The 18866-nt window shown below is 51.8% G+C and carries 14 protein-coding genes; 2 read left to right on the top strand and 12 right to left on the bottom strand.

Annotation, left to right across the window (positions count from 1 at the left end):
- Positions 1 to 14 precede the first annotated feature (14 nt).
- From rpsC to OQ371_RS08675, 10 genes are all read right to left on the bottom strand, one after another.
- Positions 15 to 842, bottom strand: coding sequence for a 30S ribosomal protein S3 (gene rpsC, locus OQ371_RS08720; protein WP_265993387.1), 828 nt, complete (start codon positions 840 to 842; stop codon positions 15 to 17).
- Positions 843 to 854: 12 nt separating this feature from the next.
- The gene (gene rplV, locus OQ371_RS08715) at positions 855 to 1244 is read right to left on the bottom strand and encodes a 50S ribosomal protein L22 (RefSeq protein ID WP_111627419.1); all 390 of its coding nucleotides are present in this window, start codon (positions 1242 to 1244) and stop codon (positions 855 to 857) included.
- Positions 1245 to 1304: 60 nt separating this feature from the next.
- Positions 1305 to 1583: a 30S ribosomal protein S19 gene (gene rpsS / locus OQ371_RS08710; protein WP_111626181.1), complete on the bottom strand. Its 279-nt coding sequence runs from the start codon at positions 1581 to 1583 to the stop codon at positions 1305 to 1307.
- Positions 1584 to 1590: 7 nt separating this feature from the next.
- Positions 1591 to 2415 carry a 50S ribosomal protein L2 gene (rplB, locus tag OQ371_RS08705; protein WP_265993386.1) on the bottom strand — a complete coding sequence of 275 codons (825 nt, stop codon included), beginning with the start codon at positions 2413 to 2415 and terminating at the stop codon, positions 1591 to 1593.
- Between the two features lie 44 nt (positions 2416 to 2459).
- On the bottom strand, positions 2460 to 2753 hold the full coding sequence (rplW, locus tag OQ371_RS08700) for a 50S ribosomal protein L23 (protein ID WP_111626179.1): 294 nt from the start codon (positions 2751 to 2753) through the stop codon (positions 2460 to 2462).
- 6 nt (positions 2754 to 2759) lie between these two features.
- Complete coding sequence (gene rplD / locus OQ371_RS08695) at positions 2760 to 3386, bottom strand: 50S ribosomal protein L4 (RefSeq protein ID WP_265993385.1); 627 nt, start codon at positions 3384 to 3386, stop codon at positions 2760 to 2762.
- Between the two features lie 2 nt (positions 3387 to 3388).
- The gene (gene rplC, locus OQ371_RS08690; protein ID WP_265994287.1) at positions 3389 to 4009 is read right to left on the bottom strand and encodes a 50S ribosomal protein L3; all 621 of its coding nucleotides are present in this window, start codon (positions 4007 to 4009) and stop codon (positions 3389 to 3391) included.
- 333 nt (positions 4010 to 4342) lie between these two features.
- Positions 4343 to 4648 (bottom strand): 30S ribosomal protein S10, encoded by a 306-nt coding sequence (gene rpsJ, locus OQ371_RS08685; RefSeq protein ID WP_111626176.1) that lies wholly within the window; start codon positions 4646 to 4648, stop codon positions 4343 to 4345.
- Between the two features lie 137 nt (positions 4649 to 4785).
- Positions 4786 to 6888: an elongation factor G gene (gene fusA / locus OQ371_RS08680; RefSeq protein ID WP_265993384.1), complete on the bottom strand. Its 2103-nt coding sequence runs from the start codon at positions 6886 to 6888 to the stop codon at positions 4786 to 4788.
- A gap of 258 nt (positions 6889 to 7146) precedes the next feature.
- Entirely contained in the window at positions 7147 to 8199 is a 1053-nt protein-coding gene (locus OQ371_RS08675; protein ID WP_265993383.1) for a helix-turn-helix transcriptional regulator, read from the bottom strand.
- Positions 8200 to 8794: 595 nt separating this feature from the next.
- Between OQ371_RS08675 and OQ371_RS08670 the strand changes: the two genes are divergently transcribed.
- Both OQ371_RS08670 and OQ371_RS08665 read left to right on the top strand, forming a co-directional pair.
- Positions 8795 to 9910, top strand: coding sequence for a slipin family protein (locus OQ371_RS08670; RefSeq protein WP_265993382.1), 1116 nt, complete (start codon positions 8795 to 8797; stop codon positions 9908 to 9910).
- 70 nt (positions 9911 to 9980) lie between these two features.
- Positions 9981 to 11507, top strand: coding sequence for an RtcB family protein (locus OQ371_RS08665; protein WP_265993381.1), 1527 nt, complete (start codon positions 9981 to 9983; stop codon positions 11505 to 11507).
- 18 nt (positions 11508 to 11525) lie between these two features.
- Here OQ371_RS08665 and tamL read toward each other — a convergent pair whose 3' ends face one another.
- A complete protein-coding gene (gene tamL / locus OQ371_RS08660) occupies positions 11526 to 13847 on the bottom strand; it encodes a translocation and assembly module lipoprotein TamL (RefSeq protein ID WP_265993380.1) in 2322 nt (773 codons plus the stop codon).
- A complete protein-coding gene (locus OQ371_RS08655) occupies positions 13844 to 18856 on the bottom strand; it encodes a translocation/assembly module TamB domain-containing protein (protein ID WP_265993379.1) in 5013 nt (1670 codons plus the stop codon). Before OQ371_RS08655 ends, tamL begins: the two co-directional genes overlap by 4 nt.
- Between the last annotated feature and the right edge of the window lie 10 nt (positions 18857 to 18866).

Below are 18866 nucleotides of genomic sequence, written 5' to 3'. Positions count from 1 at the left end.
GCCCGATGTTCTTACTATCTCTTGCGTCCGCCCTGGCCTTGACCACCACGCTGACCACCCCGGTTCTGATCGTTCCGGCCCCGGCGACGGTCGTTGCGCTCGCCATCACCACCGCGATCCCCACGACGATCTCCGCGATCGCCACGGCGTTCGCTCCGCTCGCCACCGCGCTCCGATTGAGCAGCCGTGATTTGAGCAGCTGGTGACAAATCCCGCTTACCGTACAGCTCACCTTTAAAAACCCAAACTTTGATTCCGATTTTGCCGTAAATCGTTTGAGCTTCTGAAATGGCGTAGTCGATATCCGCACGCAGCGTGTGCAGCGGTACGCGACCTTCTTTGTATTCTTCTGTACGAGCCATTTCAGCACCGCCCAGACGACCCGATACGCGAACTTTGATTCCTTGAGCGCCAACCCGGATGGCCGAGCTAATCGCCTGCTTCATGGCCCGACGGTATGAAATACGAGCCTGAAGTTGTTGAGCAATCGTCTCACCAATCAGTTTCGCATCAATTTCCGGACGTTTGATCTCGAAAATATTAATTTGAACGTCTTTACCGGTGATTTTCTTTAACTCTTCCTTAATCTTATCGACTTCACCACCACCTTTACCGATCACAATACCCGGACGGGCCGTGTGAATAGTCAGCGTAATGCGTTTCAGGGTCCGCTCGATAACAACCCGGGCTATCGATCCTTTCGGAATACGAGCCTGGATATATTTTCTGATTCGTTCGTCTTCAACCAGCTTATCCGGAAACTCTTTGCCGCCATACCAGCTAGAATCCCATCCCTTAACGATGCCAAGCCGAAAACCAACGGGGTTTACTTTTTGTCCCATTTTATTGTCTTGTTATTCTGCGTTTTCTGTTGAAACTTCTGGTGCAACGGTAAGGCCGGTTGCGGCACTTTCAACGATGATCGTTACGTGATTAGAACGTTTACGAATCCGGTGGCCACGTCCTTGAGGAGCAGGACGCAGACGCTTCAGCATCCGGCCACCATCTACAAAGATCGTTTTTACGTATAGATCGGCATCTTCAGCACGTTCGTTCTCGTTTTTTTGCTGCCAGTTAGCAACCGCCGATAGCAGCAGCTTTTCCAGCAATGCAGCACCAGCCTGAGGTTGATAACGCAGAATTCCCAACGCTTTGCTCACCTTCTGCCCCCGAATCATATCGGCAACCAGCCGCATTTTACGAGGAGACGAAGGCACATTTTTTAGCTTTGCTACTGCTTCCATTTTTTTGGTTTCAGGTTTAACGCCTTCAGTAAACTTTCAAGCGGTAAACGTTAAACAATTCTATCGTTTGCCTTTGTCTTTCTTCGCAACGTGGCCCCGGAAGTTACGGGTTGGTGAAAACTCGCCTAACTTATGACCGACCATGTTCTCGGTAACATATACCGGAATGAACTTATTGCCATTGTGGACGGCGAACGTATGGCCAACGAAATCCGGAGAAATCATTGAACGGCGTGACCAAGTTTTGATAACGGACTTACGACCCGAATCATTCATGGTTTCCACCTTTTTTTCCAGACGAAAATCTATGTAGGGACCCTTTTTAAGTGAGCGTGCCATCTACCTCTTATTTTTTCCGTTTACTAATGATCAAACGATCTGAATATTTGTTTACCGGGCGAGTCTTCTTGCCTTTTGCATACAGACCCGTACGTGAACGTGGGTGACCACCAGACGCCCGTCCTTCACCACCACCCATTGGGTGATCGACCGGGTTCATGGCAACACCACGAACGCGCGGACGGCGGCCCAGCCAGCGAGTACGACCCGCTTTACCGATGCTGACGTTCATGTGGTCCGGGTTGGACACAGAACCGACCGTTGCAATGCAAGTTCCCAGTACCATCCGTTGTTCCCCCGAAGGCATCCGCAAGATCGCGTATTTATCTTCCCGGGCAACCAACTGTGCGTATGTACCCGCACTCCGAACCATCGCTCCACCTTTGCCAGGCTTTAGCTCAACGTTGTGAACGATAGTACCAATCGGCATGGACGACAGTGGCAGGGCATTTCCTACTTCGGGAGCGACTGATGCGCCCGCAATCACTTGTTGTCCAACGGTAATGCCCTGTGGAGCAAGAATATAGCGTTTCTCGCCATCAGCATAGAAAAGCAGCGCAATACGAGCGGAACGGTTCGGATCGTACTCGATCGTTTTAACCGTTGCCGGAATATCCATCTTATCGCGTTTGAAGTCGATAATCCGGTATTGTTTTTTGTGACCGCCACCGATGTAGCGCATCGACCGGTGTCCCTGGTTGTTACGACCACCGGTTCTTTTTATCGTTACCAGCAGGCTCCGTTCCGGTTTGTCGGTAGTGATCTCGGCAAAGTCCGGGGCCACCCGAAAACGCTGACTCGGGGTTGTTGGTTTCAGTTTCTTAACTCCCATGATTCCTAACTACTTCGTTTAGTCGTTCGTGGTTGGGTTACCCCTTATGCTTCGGCGTAAATATCGATGATCTCTCCTTCGGCAACCGTAACGATTGCTTTTTTCCAGGTTGATGTACGGCCAGAAGTGATTGCGCCTTTTTTCGTGCTTTTTGATTTTTTATGACCAATGCACCGCATCGTGTTTACTTCCGTTACCGTAACACCGTACAGTTTTTCGACGGCCTTTTTGATTTCGATTTTGTTGGCATTCATCGATACCTCAAATCCGTATTGGCCTTTCTTGTTCTGGGCCGTCACCTTCTCGGTAATGATCGGTCTTTTCAGTACGTTTTCCATAGTCAATTACTGGAGAAGAGATTCTAGTTTCGACAAGGCACCTTCCGCAATCAGCAGACGATCAGCGTGCATCAGATCATAGGTGTTGACGTTATCAGCCGTCGTTACTTTCGCTTTCTGCAGGTTACGGCTTGACAGAACTACGTTTGCGTCTACCTCTGGCAGAATCAACAACGTTTTAGTATTCAATGCCTGAAAACCATTCAGAAACTCGATGTATGATTTCGTACGGGCTGCTTCCAGCGTAAAGTTATCCAGGATTGAAACACTGTTTCCTTTCGCTTTAGCGGCCAACGCCGACTTACGAGCAAGTTGCTTAACTTTCTTGTTCAGTTTGAACGAGTAGTCGCGGGGACGAGGACCGAAGATGGTTCCACCGCCAACAAATACCGGCGATTTGATAGAACCGGCGCGCGCACCACCCGTACCTTTCTGTTTCTTAATCTTACGGGTTGAGTGAGCATTCTCACCCCGTTCTTTTGCCTTGTGCGTTCCCTGACGTTGGTTTGCCAGGTATTGTTTCACGTCTAAGTAGATCGCGTGCTCGTTCGGCTCAATTCCGAAGATATCATCAGACAAATTCACTTTTTTGCCTGTATCCTCTCCTTTCGAGTTATAAACTGCTACCTCCATGATTACTTATCTAAAATGAGGAACGAATTTTTTGCGCCCGGTACCGAGCCGCTCACTACGATCAAATTCTGCTCGGGCAGAACTTTCAGAACGCGCAGGTTCTGTACTTTAACCCGGTTGCCGCCGTAACGACCCGCCATCCGCAAGCCTTTGAAAACCCGCGATGGGAACGAACAGGCACCGATTGAACCCGGGTGACGCTGGCGATTGTGCTGACCGTGGGTTTGTCCACCGACACCGCCAAAACCGTGGCGCTTCACAACACCTTGGAAGCCGCGACCTTTCACCGTTCCAACAACGTCTACGAAGTCGCCTTCAACAAAAACATCCGCAACCTCCAGGGTTTGACCTAGGTCCAGGTTTTTCTCGAATGTTTTAAACTCAACTAATTTGCGTTTCGGCGTCGTACCAGCTTTTTTGAAGTGACCAAGCAAAGGCTTAGTGGTACGTTTTTCTTTCTTTTCACCGTAACCCAACTGGACGGCTTGGTAACCGTCCGACTCCTGCGTTTTTACCTGAGTAACAACACAGGGACCAGCTTCAATGACTGTACATGCCAGAGCCTGCCCGTCAGCATTGTACAGACTGGTCATCCCAATCTTCTTTCCAATTAAACCAGACATAAATAAGTGGTTGTAAAGCAGGAATTTATAAGTATAAACCCAAAAAACGGAGTGCAAAAGTACGAATTACTACCCTCTATTCCAAACCGTATTTTATTTATTATCAACTATTTCGGTCAAAAACAAAAAAGGCCAGGTGTGTTACACCTGACCTTCTGCTCGGTTGATCCAAGTTTCATGGATTACCGGACTAAAATAGTCAGATGCGGTTTCCGAAGAGGACCTTCATCCGATTTATGTCGTTGCCTTTACTTCGCGATTCGGATTGCAAATATAGACTATTTCTTTTCTTTCTAAAAATTTTTTGCGAAAAAGTTAGAAAGATTTTTAGCCTTAAACTTTGATCTCAACATCTACCCCACTCGGCAGTTCCAGCTTCATCAGTGCATCGACCGTTTTAGCGCTCGTCGAGTAGATGTCTACCAAACGCTTATAGGTGCAAAGCTGAAATTGTTCCCGAGATTTTTTGTTCACGTGCGGAGAACGCAGAACCGTAAACTTTTCTTTCTCCGTAGGCAGAGGAATCGGACCGCTTACGATAGCGCCCGTTGATTTAACGGCTTTGACAATTTTTTCAGCCGATTTGTCGACCAGCATGTGGTCGAACGACTTCAGTTTAATCCGAATTTTTTGATTCATGACAATTTGTGGTTCTGATAAAAGTAACCGGTTTATGGCCGGCGGCCCGATGCTGAAAGAACCATTTACTCCAGCAATCCGGCTTTTATAAAAAACAGAGAGCAGGTATCGCTAACCGCTCTCTGTCTTGTCTAAATTTAAGCTTTAACCGTTCCTTTTGCTTTGGCTACGATGCCTTCTGCCAAGTTAGTCGGCACTTGTTCGTAGTGTGAGAACGTCAGGTTAGCCGTTGCACGACCGGATGACATTGTCCGCAGATCCGTTACGTAACCAAACAGCTCCGACAGCGGAACATCTGCTTTGATAACCTGTGAGCCAGCCCGGCTATCCATCCCTTTCATGATACCACGCCGACGGTTCAGGTCACCCGTGATCGGACCGGTGTATTCTTCCGGTGTTAGAACTTCCACCGCCATAATCGGTTCAAGCAGTTTCGGACCGGCCTGTTTGGCAGCTTCACGGAAGCCCAGACGAGCCGCCAATTCGAATGATAGCGAATCGGAGTCAACGTCGTGGAAGGAACCGTGGAACAACCGTACTTTCATAGAGTCGACCGGATAACCCGCCAACGGACCTGTTGACATGGCTTCGCGGAAGCCTTTCTCTACCGACGGGATGAATTCACGCGGAATAACCCCACCAACAATTCCGTTGATGAACTCCAGGCCGGTTTTACCTTCTTCGCCCGGCATGATTTCGAATACGATGTCGGCAAACTTACCACGACCACCCGTTTGCTTTTTGTAAAGCTCGCGGTGTTCGAAGTTTTTCGTCAGCGTTTCTTTGTAAGCCACCTGCGGAGCACCCTGGTTTACTTCTACTTTGAACTCCCGACGCATCCGGTCGATGATAATTTCAAGGTGAAGCTCACCCATACCCCGGATAATCGTCTGACCGGTTTCTTCATCCGTTTCTACTTTCAGAGTCGGATCTTCTTCGATCAGTTTACCAATGGCTTTCGAGAAGTTATCCTGATCAGCCGTTTTCTTCGGTTCGATGGCGTAACCAATAACCGGATCCGGGAAGATCATGGATTCCAGGATAATCGGGTTTTTCTCATCGCAAAGGGTATCGCCCGTCTTGATGTCTTTAAACCCAACGACTGCACCAATATCACCCGCCCGCAGTTTATCAATCTGATTCTGCTTGTTGGCGTGCATCTGGAAAATCCGAGAAATCCGTTCCTTGTTGCCTGAACGGGTGTTCAGAACGTAAGAACCTGACTCCAATGCACCTGAGTAAACGCGTACGAAGCACAGACGGCCAACGTAGGGGTCGGTCGCAATTTTAAAGCCCAATGCCGTGAACGGGTCGCTTTCCGTCGGGTGACGAACGACTTCCTGATCCGTGTTCGGGTTAGTTCCTTTGATTTCCGGTTTGTCGAGCGGAGAAGGCAGCAGCGACATCACGTAATCGAGCATCGTCTGCACCCCTTTATTTTTGAACGAAGAACCGCACAACATCGGAACGATTTTCATCTCGATGGTAGCCTGGCGCAGAGCCGTCAGGATTTCATCTTCCGTGATCGAGTTTTCGTCTTCGAAGTATTTCTCCATCAACGATTCGTCGTATTCCGCAACGGCTTCGAGCAGTTTACCACGCCATTCGCGGGCTTCTTCGAGCATATCATCCGGGATGGGCACTTCCTGGAAGGTCATTCCTTTGTCGTGCTCGTTCCACTGGATACCGCGGAAGTTAACCAGGTCAACCACACCTTTGAAGTTATCTTCGGCACCGATCGGCAATTGCAGCGGTACGGCATTGCTACCGAGCATTTCTTTTACCTGATTGACAACGTTCAGGAAGTCGGCACCGGCCCGGTCCATTTTATTCACGAAACCCAGACGGGCCACGTTGTAATTGTTGGCCAATCGCCAGTTGGTTTCTGACTGCGGCTCAACACCATCTACTGCACTAAACAAGAACACCAGACCATCCAGTACGCGCAGCGACCGGTTTACCTCTACCGTAAAGTCTACGTGACCCGGGGTATCGATAATATTGACATGATAGTTCTGGTCACGGTATTTCCAGTTGACGGTTGTAGCAGCCGACGTAATGGTGATACCGCGTTCCTGTTCCTGCTCCATCCAGTCCATGGTAGCAGCCCCTTCGTGTACTTCGCCGATTTTGTGGCTCACCCCGGCGTAATAAAGAATCCGCTCGGTCGTAGTCGTTTTACCGGCGTCGATGTGGGCAGCGATACCAATGTTTCGCAGGTATCGAAGATCAGTTGCCATAATTAATGAAGTATAATTTCAGAAGTTAATATACAAATTCGGGTACGCAAGAATCGTCTGGGTCTATTCAAAAAGACACTTTTCGCGAATCAGACCGCAAAGATAGATAATTTATGATGTAAAAACAAAACTATTGTCAACTGATATTATGGAAGTTACCCGAGTCTGCCATTATTATTTTGTTGGCGGAGTCTTACCGCCGATAAAACTGGGAACACATTGCGCTAGAACCGTACTAGCGGTGGCATCTCAGGATAATCAGACGCCATCCGGCACAGGGAGAACAGTATCCGTTTCCGCGTAGTTTTGCAGACCAGCCTGCAGGCGTTTTCGAACAGCAATCCGCAGTCGTTCGGGTCCGATTACAACCATCCCATCGCCAAAACCGAGAATTTCCTTCTCCAATTCAAAGTTGTGCTGCACACAAAGCTGAATAAGAATCCCTTCGGGCGTTCGTTCCAACACTTTCTGGGAACGATGAAGCGGTTTTGTAGCCACATAAGGCGCGTGTGGATATTTCACCAGCAATTTTACCGCAACGGGCCGTATATTCTTGCTGACCGTCACCCCAACAACATCCTGGTAGTACTCCTCCGGGTTAATGGCCAGGTTGGGACGGTAATCTATCTCCGGCGCGGGGCTTAACGCCAGTATGCGGTCCAGGGCCAGATGCATGATGAACTGGTTGTTTTTGCCGTCGCAGACACCGGCCGCAAACCAACGGTTTTTAAATTCCTTCAGCCACCAGACGTGAAAGGTAAAAAATTGCGGAAACCGGGCGGAAAACGACTGGTATTGAATTTGAAACACTTTTTTCTGGATAACGGCCTGATAAAGCTCATCCAGAAAATGAAGCCCTTTTAGTTCTTCGTTCTTCTCGAAATCAATGACCGGTGCCGACTTCCGGCCGGTGGAGTACACATGATCCTCCAGTTTCTGCACCACTTCGTTGAGCTTGGCGAAGTGCGAAAATCCCTTGAATTGCTTCAGGACCTCAACGGCTTCGTTCATCCGGATCAGATCGCCGTCCGACAACGGCAGGTTGGTGATGCTGTACGACGGGTCCTCGTAGGTGTAGTATTTTTTGTTGATGACAATGATGGGCGCAAAATAACCCAGTTTGTCGCTTCGCATCATTTGCAGATCGGCCTGAACGGTGCGCCGGCTGATGCCTTTGTCCATGCCCTCGTACTCGTAGAGAGCCTCCGATACTTTTTCAATCAGGTCGTCGAGCGTCCAACGGCGCTGCCGGTTCCGGAGGCAATTGTCCAGTGTTTTGTAGCGAATAAGGGCGTTGCGGTTGGCGGGCATTGGAGAATAATTTTTTAGAAAAATGGAGAAAAAATCTGAACTGCGCAAAAACACTGCGCAGGAGGCTCCAAGCTTTGTAACGATAGAACGGCCCAGGTATCAAACCAGACGCGGGTTTCGGCATAGCCCCGTAGTATCGCGGCCTCTGGCTAAGGCGATATGCTGTTGATGGTGGAAAATTCTGTCCCTAACCTGCTGGTTGAAGGTTCGAATCCTTCTCCTGTTTCGGCAGGATAGCTCAAGGGTAGAGCAGCAGACAAACGCGGGTTCGAATCCTGCTATCAGCCCAAAAGGCTGATCCGTTGGTTGGAGAAGCGGCCACTTCTAAAAAGGTTACCAGATGTTCATAATCCGCCGGAGCTATCCGGTTGCGTCGGAACGGTTTTAAACCAGACGCAACGGTTCAGACGGGGCCAGCAGGGTCGTGTCGGGGCGGCCGGGCGTACGTTGCTTGCGAAAATAGGCCGGATGATCGCGTTTTGGTAGTCGGAGCGGCTGCCGGGGCGCGGAGCCATCCGAAACTTTTCGGCAAAGTTTCGGATGGCTCCGAACGGGTTTATCAACCTTAGTAACCCTTTACAAAGTCCATACATCCATGAAAACTGTACGTATCCTGGCTCGCCAAATTGGATTGGTCTTCAAACACGGCGGATACAAACGATTGCTTACGGCCGGGAATCACTGGCTCTGGCCGGGCGAAACCGCCTACGTCTACGAGCAGGGCACCCCGCTGCAAAATCCGCTCTGCGATCTGACGGTCTTGCTGGCGTATCCGGAAATTGCCGCCCTGCTCGACGTCGTCGAGGTGAACGATCATGAAATTGCCCTACAATTTGAGAGCGGCCGTTTCCAGACCATTTTGCAAAAAGGCCGCTGGGCGTACTGGAAAGGAATTAAACACTACGAATACATCAAGGCCGATCTAAGTCAACTTGCTATTCCCGGCAGCATCGACCTGGTTTCGTTGATGCCGCAACCCTTATCGCCCTTCGTGCGCACGTACACCGTCGAAGCGTACGAGCAAGGCGTATTGTTTATCGACTGGAAGTTTGAACGGTTGTTGTCACCCGGAACCTACCACTGGTGGAAAAACAGCATCCCGGTCCATGTTGCAAAAGTCGATACCCGCCAGCAGCAGATGGAAGTATCGGGGCAGGAAATCCTGACCAAAGACAAGGCATCGTTGCGGTTGAGTTTCTACCTGCAGTATGCCGTCAAGAACGTTGTGAAAGCACTGGTCGAAAATAAAGAATACGACAAACAGGTGTACGTATCGGTTCAACTGGCCCTGCGGGAATACGTGGGTGGTCTGACGCTGGACGAACTGCTCGACCGAAAGGGCGAAGTGGCTCCTTATGTTCTCACTAAAACGGCTGCCAAAGCGGCCGAACTTGGCGTGGATTTACGGGATGGCGGCCTACGGGATGTCATTTTGCCCGGCGATATGCGCGACATCATGAACCAGGTGTTGATGGCCGAAAAGAAAGCACAGGCCAACAGCATCATGCGCCGGGAGGAAACGGCCTCAACCCGCAGCCTCTTGAATACGGCCAAGCTGATGGAAGACAACGAAATGCTCTGGAAACTGAAAGAAATGGAATACGTGGAGAAAATAGCCGACAAAATCAGCACTATTTCCGTTTCCAGCGACGGTTCGATGGTCGACCAGCTGAAGCAGCTTTTCGTCCGGGGCCGAAGCCGTAATTCCTGACCATCAATCCGTACTTTAACCAATAACCTCCCGAATGAGAACCCGTTCGGGGGTATCTTCTCCTTTAATCATGGAAAACTCCGTTACAATCGATGATATCCTGACGTTGGCGCCCATTCCCGACCAGCTGCACACGGCTTTTCTGCGGGTAGCAAACGGTTTGGTCGAGCGCGCTCAGTACCCCAAAGCCAAACTAATGGGCTTGCTGGCGCAAATGCTTCAGAATCCCAAAAAGTATGCTTTCTCCAGAAATAAAGTAACCAATCTGGCGCGGGCCATTTACGACCTCAACAAGCAGGGTATTGCGGTGCCGTTGAGCGAAACCGGCCGGACGTATCTGCCGCCGGAGCCAGCGCCTTATGTTCTGAATACAGCCGAAAAGCAAACTTCTCAGGCGTTTGACCTGCGTACAACACCGTTGCCATATGCGGTTTTCGGACCGGAATACATTGAGGAAGGAGCCTTAAACCAAACGGAAACGGCCGCCAGCCTGCCAATTTCGGTGGCCGGTGCGCTGATGCCCGATGCCCACCAAGGTTACGGGCTGCCCATTGGCGGGGTTCTGGCCACCGAAGCCCACACGGTTATTCCGTTCGCCGTTGGCGTTGATATTGCCTGCCGAATGTGTTTATCGGTATTCGATCTGCCAGGTGCTTTTCTGAAACAGGAGTCGCCCCTGCTGAAAACCATCCTGCTGGAAAAAACCAAGTTTGGTATCGGGGGCGAAACCCGTGAGAAGTTCGACGAAACTGTCATGGATTTGCCGGAATGGCAGTCTACCAAGGTAATCCGGGACCTGAAAGACAAAGCCTACCGCCAGCTTGGCACCTCCGGTACGGGCAACCACTTTGTCGAATGGGGATTGATCGAAGTGTACGAACAGGACGACCAGCTAAACCTACCGCCGGGCGAGTACCTGGCTCTGCTGTCGCATTCGGGTTCGCGGGGTTTCGGGGGAGCCGTCGCCGGGTATTACTCCAGACTTGCCATGCAGAAAACGAAGCTGCCCAAACAGGCGGCCCACCTGGCCTGGCTTGATCTGAACACCGAGGAAGGGCAGGAATACTGGATTGCGATGAATCTGGCCGGGGATTACGCATCGGCCAATCACCACGAAATCCACCATAAACTGGCGAAAGCGCTGGGTCATAACCCGTTGACAATGGTTGAGAACCACCACAACTTTGCCTGGAAAGAACAACTGGCCGACGGGCACGAGGTAGTTGTTCACCGGAAAGGCGCTACTCCGGCGGGTCCTGACGTGCTCGGGATCATCCCGGGCTCCATGACGCAGCCCGGCTTTGTGGTTCGGGGGCGCGGTTTTTCGGATGCGCTGAACTCGGCTTCGCACGGAGCCGGGCGGTTGATGTCACGAACGCAGGCATTCAACCGCATCACCCGCGCGCAGCTTGACGATGCTTTGCTCAAAGCCGACATTCAGCTGATCGGGGGCGACCTCGATGAAGCGCCGATGGTCTATAAAAACATCGAAACCGTTATCAGCGCCCAGCACGACCTGGTGTCGGTGCTGGCAAAGTTCACCCCGAAAATTGTCAGGATGGCCGATGCCAACCGCAAGGAGGGTCGGGAAGACTAAATCAATACCGGAGATGGCCTAAAACGGATAACCCACTGCTACGTTCAGGATCAGGTTATCCCGACGCCAGCTCCGGCTTCCCGGATTAATCTCATCAAACACCCACTGTTGTCCTTCCGGTAGCCACGGTTTACGCAGCGGGAAAGCCAGATCAAACCGTAGAACAAAATACGACACGTCAATCCGCAGGCCAAGACCGGTGCCCACGGCCAGTTGTTTGTAAAAGTCTGATCGAAACTGGGTGCCAGCGCCGTAGGTACTCTCGTCAGAATACATCCAGACGTTGCCAACATCCACAAACAAAGCCGTTTGCAGGTACTTATTTATCTTAGGACGAATTTCCGTGTTAGCCTCCAGTTTGATATCGCCCCCTCCATCCTGAAGCTGAACGGTACCATCGAGGTTTCGGGTATAAACGCCCGGCCCAACCGCCCGAGGCCGAAACGCCCGCAAACTGTTAGCACCCCCGACAAAATACTGCTTGACAAACGGCAGCTGTTCTGAATTTCCGTACGGAACGCCCAGACCACCAAAGAACCGGCTGGCCCAGGTAATACCCGGCGATAATCGGAAGAAGTGCCGACTGTCGACATCCATCCGGAAAAACTGGGAATACGGCACCCCAAAAATCACCTCCTGGCCCAGTTCATTGGTTTTTTTCGTTACCAAAGACGCCAGGTTACCGGCGGGTTCAACGTTAACGCTCAGCCGATACGTGTACGAGGTATTTGTACGGGGCGATGAACTCAAATTGTACGTATAAAGCGTACTGAGGATAAGCTGCTCAGAACGCAGGATGTTGATGTACTGCTGCCGCGTAGTGGGATCGTCTTCCAGCGCATAAAACTTTTCGCCAAAGCTGGACGGCAAAACGTAGTTGATGCTGATGGGTTGAAAGATGTGCTCGGTTTGCGGATTGCTTCGCCAGGTATACCCGTACGTGGTCAGGAATGAGTTGAGGTGGTATAATCCGCCCCGCACAATCAGGTCATAGCCCACGGAAACAATTGTCTGAGGCAGCGTTTGTCCGCGTTGGTAATATTTGATCGGGATGGGCGACACCAGGCGCGGGAAGGTCAGGCTGGTTTGTAACCCGTACCGGTAGTTGGTCACACCCGTGCCGCGGGCTCCTATCTGAAATTCGATACCCGCGTTGGCATTGACGGTAAACAGTTCAGAACGGCCTAAGACGTTTCGATTCCGCCAGTTCAGGCTGAGTTGCGACCCTACCAGGTTGTTGGAACGACTGGTACCGGCAATTTCCAGCCGGGCCGACTTTTTGGGGTAAGGCGTCAGATAATAGTGAACGTCCATTACCGTAGAATCGCCCTGCTGAGTCGGTTCAAACCGATTGCGGACGAATTTAAACGACCCTACGTTAATGAAGCGCGACAAAGTCAGGTCCTGCGCCCGGCTGTTGTAACGCCGTCCCGGCCGCAAGGCTATGATATCCCGGAAAAGCTTCGGGTTGTACACATTATCCGGATCGACAATTTTGTAATTGCCAAATTCAACAACACGCCTTGGGCTGGCGGTGGTATCGGCCTGCAGGTTGTTGGATGAAAGACTGTAATTAGGATACACGTAAATATCCCGCACAGAATAGGGAAGCAGGGCCGCTGGAGGGGTTTCGGGCTTGATAGCTAGATACAAACGTGTCCGGTGGCTCCCCTGAGCACTGTCGGCCAGCACCGCAATGAAATCAGGCTGAAAGTAAAAGAAGCCCCGACGCTGTAAAGCCTGATTGATCCGTTCGCGTTCCAGCTTGATCATTTCCAGACGATAAGGATTGTCTTTTTTGAGCAAACTGCGACTCTGAATCTCATCCATAGACTCCTTCAGGGACGTTGAATCCATTAGAAAAGCGACTGAATCAATCAGATAGCGTTGTCTGACCTGAACCTGATAAACCCCGAAGGCCTTGTACCCTTCTTCGCGCAAACTTCCGGAAGCTGTTGAATGAAAATAGCCTTCATTTTCCAGAAAAGCGACCCAATTAGCCGCGTTGGATGAGAGCGCATTGGCACTTGCAAAAATCGGTTCTGCGCCCAATTTGCGTCGGAACCAGGCCCGTAATCCCTTTTCTTTCTTGGGCTCACCCGCAAAGTAGTAAAGGCCAACGCGGTACGGATACCCGAACAGTTTCTTGTTAGGCCGCGGCCGCGCCATTTCGGCCAGCTGCGTTTCGATCTGTTCTTTTTCAGATTTGGAAACCGTCGAATCAACCTGAACGTTGATTTCGGTTCCCATGTACAGTTTTTCCCCGGGCGGAATGTGGCGAGCCACGTGACAGCCGGTCAGTGCAAGCAAGGCAATACTATAGAATAGACTCTTTTTCATTGATTCTGATTTTCCGCCGATTTGCCAAAGATTTCACTCAGGGCGTTGTAATCGACCGTAATTACAAAACCAACCCCCGTTTCGATTACGTAACCTTCCAGAACCGCCTGGTAATCACTCTTGCGATAACCGCGTAGCATATAGCGGCCGTCGCGGGTAATGTTGTAGTTCAACGACAGGTTATCAAATACTTCGTTAGGATTGCGCGTGATGGCGTTCTGATTTCCTTCCAGCATGAAATTTCGACCCACCGAAACCGTCAGCCGACCTTGCAAAAAGCTCCGGGACACATCCACATTCAAATCGGTTCTGGTTCCTACGGTGTTGTTGGTCCCCGCCGACTGAGTGGACGAAAGCAGATCGAAGTTTACGTCAAATCCTTTCAGCAGGCTGGACGCAAACCGTTCCAGCTGATCGGAAAGAATTTTACTGACGCTGCTTCGGGCAATTTCTTCGGTATTAATACCGCCCCCTGATGAGCTGGATGAGCTTTCAGAAATGAAACTACCCAGTACCATCAGTCCGAAAACCTGTTTGTTCAACTGCGAGGGGTCCTGACGCAATTGGGAGAGCTTGGAATTAACCGCATCGATTACCGTCCGGGAAGCCAGGAAACCTTCCTCCGGCATTTCAATGTCAAAGCTGATATCAGGCGAAGACAACAAACCCTTCATTTTCAACAGGACGTTGAACGGTATTTTCTGCTTGGAAGCCGTCCGAAGCTGTTCGCTGGTTTCGTTGGCAATCAGGTTGGACGGCACGGCCGTCGTCTCATAAACCGCGGTAATGTCCAGCTGTGCCCGGTACGGATCGCCCGTCCAGGTCAGGTTACTTCCTTTCTGGATCGAAAACGTACGCTTCAGAACTTCATACGTCAGCGAATACTCTCCTTCCGTAACGTCGTAGCGGCCCAGCAACGAGATGGCCCCGCTCTGACTGATTCCTACGTTTAACCGGGCATTTCCTTTGATGCGCAGGTTATCGCCGTTGAGCTCATCCACAACGACGGTGATTTCCGAGGTTTCGTTTGCTTCCAGGCTTAGATCAATCTGGGCGTTGCTCAGGTCTTGGAAAGCCAGTTTGGGCCGGGCGGTATCGGGCCGGGCAACCACCAGGTACTTCCGCAAAGCCAGCGAATCGTTGTGGTCGATGAACGTAACAATCCCACGCGCTTCGTTTACGGCATCGCTTTCATCAGGCAATACCATCGTGATTTTGCTTTCGTCTTCCAGTTTGATGGAACCGCTAATGGTTGGACTGGTACCGCTGCCGCGAATGGCCAGATTGGCACTGATGGCGGCATTGCCGTAGGCCAGATCGTTGTCTTTCCGGGTGGCATTCAGCACCTGAAATTTATCGGCTTTGATGTTCAGGTTGTAGGCCATATCCGGCAACTCCCGGATGGTGATGGTCCCGTTCGTTGTCAGGTTGCGGTTTTGCCCGTCGCGAATGCTGAAATCCTGAAAATTGATGGTTTTCTCGCTGAACCGGATCGTTTCGTTGTCAATCTTGTAGGTCGCATTCAGGTAAGCCACGTTGAAAGCCAGCGAATCGAACGATACGGCGCCATTCATACGGGGCTGGTCCGTTGAGCCGGTTACATCGACCTGACCGCGCAACCGTCCGCTGGTTTGCCGCAGTTGACCGAAGCTGAATGCCTCGATGGTCTGGGCTGTCAACTCGTCCAGATTAATTTTGAAATCCAGCGCCTGGTCCGCGTTTGACGGATTGTAGAAACCCGTAACCCGCGCCCGGTTGCCGTTGCCCGTCAGCGCAATATCGGTTGAAATCCGCTGGTCGGTGGTATTGGCAAACCGGGCCGTCAGATTCCCGATGGCCTTTTCCATCACTTTCAGACTATCCACCGTCACGTCGCCGGTAAACGACAAATTTGTCATTACGTCCCGGAGCACAACATCCCCGTTGAGCATACCGCCCACCAGCGTCGTGTCCTGATTGGCCAGTTTTGCCATGTTGGTCAGGTTGATGCTTTCTACCTTGACCCGCATCGGCGCATTGGGTATTTTCTCTTCGCTATTAACCAGAATCCGCTGCGAACCAGTCTGAAGCAGGAAGCGATCGGCCACAATGCCTTTCTCGCTGTACTGAATGTAGCCAGTGGTGTCGCCGGTCCAGCGCTGGTAATTGGTTAACATACCATCCGGATTAAACCGGAATTGGTAGGCCCGGTCGGCGATGGCCAGACTACCCGATATACCGTACCACGCCCGGCCGGTCGAATCATCCGACTCAATCTCAAACCATAGCTTATTTTCGACGGCTTCCGCATTCAATTTGGTCACATTTAACCGAATTCCGCTGGCGTTGGCGGCATTGACCTGGCCCGTAATTCCCAGTCGTCCGTTCAAACCGGCCAGCTTCATAGCAACCCCCTGAATCTGCATGCTGTCGTATTCAACGACACCAGCCTGGAGGGAAGCGGCAAACGTCGTATCCCGAACATTATCCACGTACGCCTTAAACGTAACCGGATCCATTCGGGTCAGCGCGGGCACAAAAGCCGCCAGAAGCGGATGTTGCCGGAGCGTCATGTCGACGTTGAAACTATATGGCGGATTGACCGGCTTGTAGGTCAGATCGGGCAGCTCGATATACTTACTGACTTCACCAACGGCAATGTCATATAGACGCGTGTAATCAAACTGACCATCGAGATTCATGGTTGCGAACGGCAGCCGGGCTTCCACGATTTTTCGAACACCATCTACATCCGCTCTGACGTAAAAAGAATCCAGCGGATACGTTTTGCCGTTCAGCCGCACCACCGTTTCGCGGGCCGCTAGAATACCGACCGGTTTGGCAGGATCGGTGGACGCAAAATCAAACCGCAGATTTCCCTCCACACTAAGCGGGTCCTTGTAGAGTTTGAGTTGGGTAACATCCAGTTTTTCAATCGCCAGCCCGCCCCGCACGCTGGGAAAATCTTGTAACATGCCCACGCGGGCGTTCAGTGTCAGTTTAGCGTTTGGATCATTCAACGTACTTCTCATGCTGAGATTCCCCTGATCCAACCGGCCATCGGCAGCAAAATTCTGGTAATTGTAGCCCATCAGTTCCGCTTGGCGCACATTAAGCCGGAAAGCCGTCTGCATGGTTTTCACGTCGATGCCCCGACCGTCAACGGTGGCATCCGCCGTAATGCTTCCAATGGTTGCCTGTTGGCCCAGCCAGCGCCCGGCTTCCAGCCGCGCCAGCGACAGCGTTCCTTTGTAGGCCTGCCCTTTTCCGGAAACAAAGCCGCGCACGTTGCCGTCGAAATCAACATTTCCCCAATCAGTCTGAAGGGCCGAATTGATGTTCAGATTATCAAGTTCACCCTGAAAACGCCCCGTTAACCGGAGCTTGGGCGGAATGTTGAACGAATCGGGCAGGGTGCCTTTGGGAACGATTTTTCGAATATCGGTGAGCCGCGTCGACCCTTCGGTCAGATTAATGTCCAGGGCCAGGCGGTCTACATCCGTCACGTTCCGCAAACGCCCGCTGGCCCGCAGCCGGGTTCCCGACAGCATATCCACTTCAAACGTCGGAATGCTCAGGTTAGCCAGCGTACCCCGCATCAGCGTATTGACCCGAACAACGGCCCGGCGGTCTTCAAAAAACGGGGAAGTAGTGGCCAGAAACGGCGCCAGTTGCAGCATGTCAGCCACCGCCAGCCGGCTTTGGTTCAGGTTGACCCGAACGCCCACGCGCCCGGCTTCCCGCGGGCGGCTCAACTGCCCGATTGAATCGTAGCGCAGAATCAGCTGGTCGCGGAGCAATGTCTGGGGCGTCTGAACGTAAAGTTTGGTCACGGAGGTCATTGTATCGCTGTAGACCACATCGGCGTCGAGCCGCTGGAGCGCAAAACCGCTCTGGTCGCGAAACTGGCCCCCGCGAAATTTCCCGGCGATCAGTTGTGGGGTGTATTGCAGCGCCTGGGCGGTCAGTGAAAAGTCCTGAAGGTCAAGGTGTCCGTAATCCAGACCGGTTTTCTGCCGGGGCTGGTTCTGGTCTTCAAACCGAATCCGGTTTTTTGCCAGCGCCACCCGGCCAATGCTGGCCCGCCAGCCGCCCGACTCATCGGCCGTTTCCGGGGTCGCCGGAGCCGCAGAACTGGGTTTGGCAGTTGCTTTGGTCAAAATGGCGGCAATGTCGGCATTAGCCAGTTCCAGCGATTTGATTCCAACCCGCTGCCCGTCGAGGTACAAATAATCGGCATCCATCGCCAGCCGCCCGAGCGATCCGCGGGTCTGGAAGTCCGCTTCCTCGACCTTCACATCCCAGCGCGCCCGGTTGACCCGCCAACTGCCTAATTTCAAATCCAGGGTGTCGCCGGGTGCGGAAGTCGTGGGCGTTTCCGGGGTGTCGATTGCCGAATAAAGCCGGGTGTTGGCCACCAGACCGTCGATGTTAACCGTCCGAAGGTGGTATTGTGATTTAGCAACGTCCGTTTCATCAAAATTGGCCCGCAGGCTATCCAAATGGGCGCGAACATCTGCTCCAACCACATCGTCTTTGTAACGAATCCCGACGTCTTTCAGAATCACGGCCGCCAGACTAATGTCCATCGGAGCCGCCGTGGTATCGACTGGTTGCGGAGGGCCACCAGTGTCAAACGCATCGATGATATACTGGAAATTAAAGGCGGTGTCGGGTAGCGTCCGGTTGAGGTTTATGCGCACCTTTTCGAGTTCAATCTGATTGAGCGACACCCGGTTTTTGAGCAGCCCCATCATGTCCAGATCCACCCGGAGTTTTTCCCCGGCCAGCAGCGTATCGCCCTTCGGAGTGATAAACAGGACGTCTTCCAGACCGACGTAATCAGGAATGTCGTAGGTGATGCGGCCAATCCGGAAAGGACTTTTTATTTTTCCGGCTAAGTAACTATTGACCTGCCGGGTAACGAACTCCTGGCCCCAGGTCGTGGTGGCAATGACCCCGAGAAACCCAAGTACCAGAAAGATCAACGCCAGTATGGCAAGAAGAAAAAACGTCAGAAATTTTTTCACGTTCCTTATT

It is taken from the genome of Larkinella insperata, assembly GCF_026248825.1.
In the GTDB taxonomy this organism is placed as follows: domain Bacteria; phylum Bacteroidota; class Bacteroidia; order Cytophagales; family Spirosomataceae; genus Larkinella; species Larkinella insperata.
Note: the sequence above shows the minus strand (reverse complement) of the source record. Positions and strands in the feature narration are given on the sequence as shown.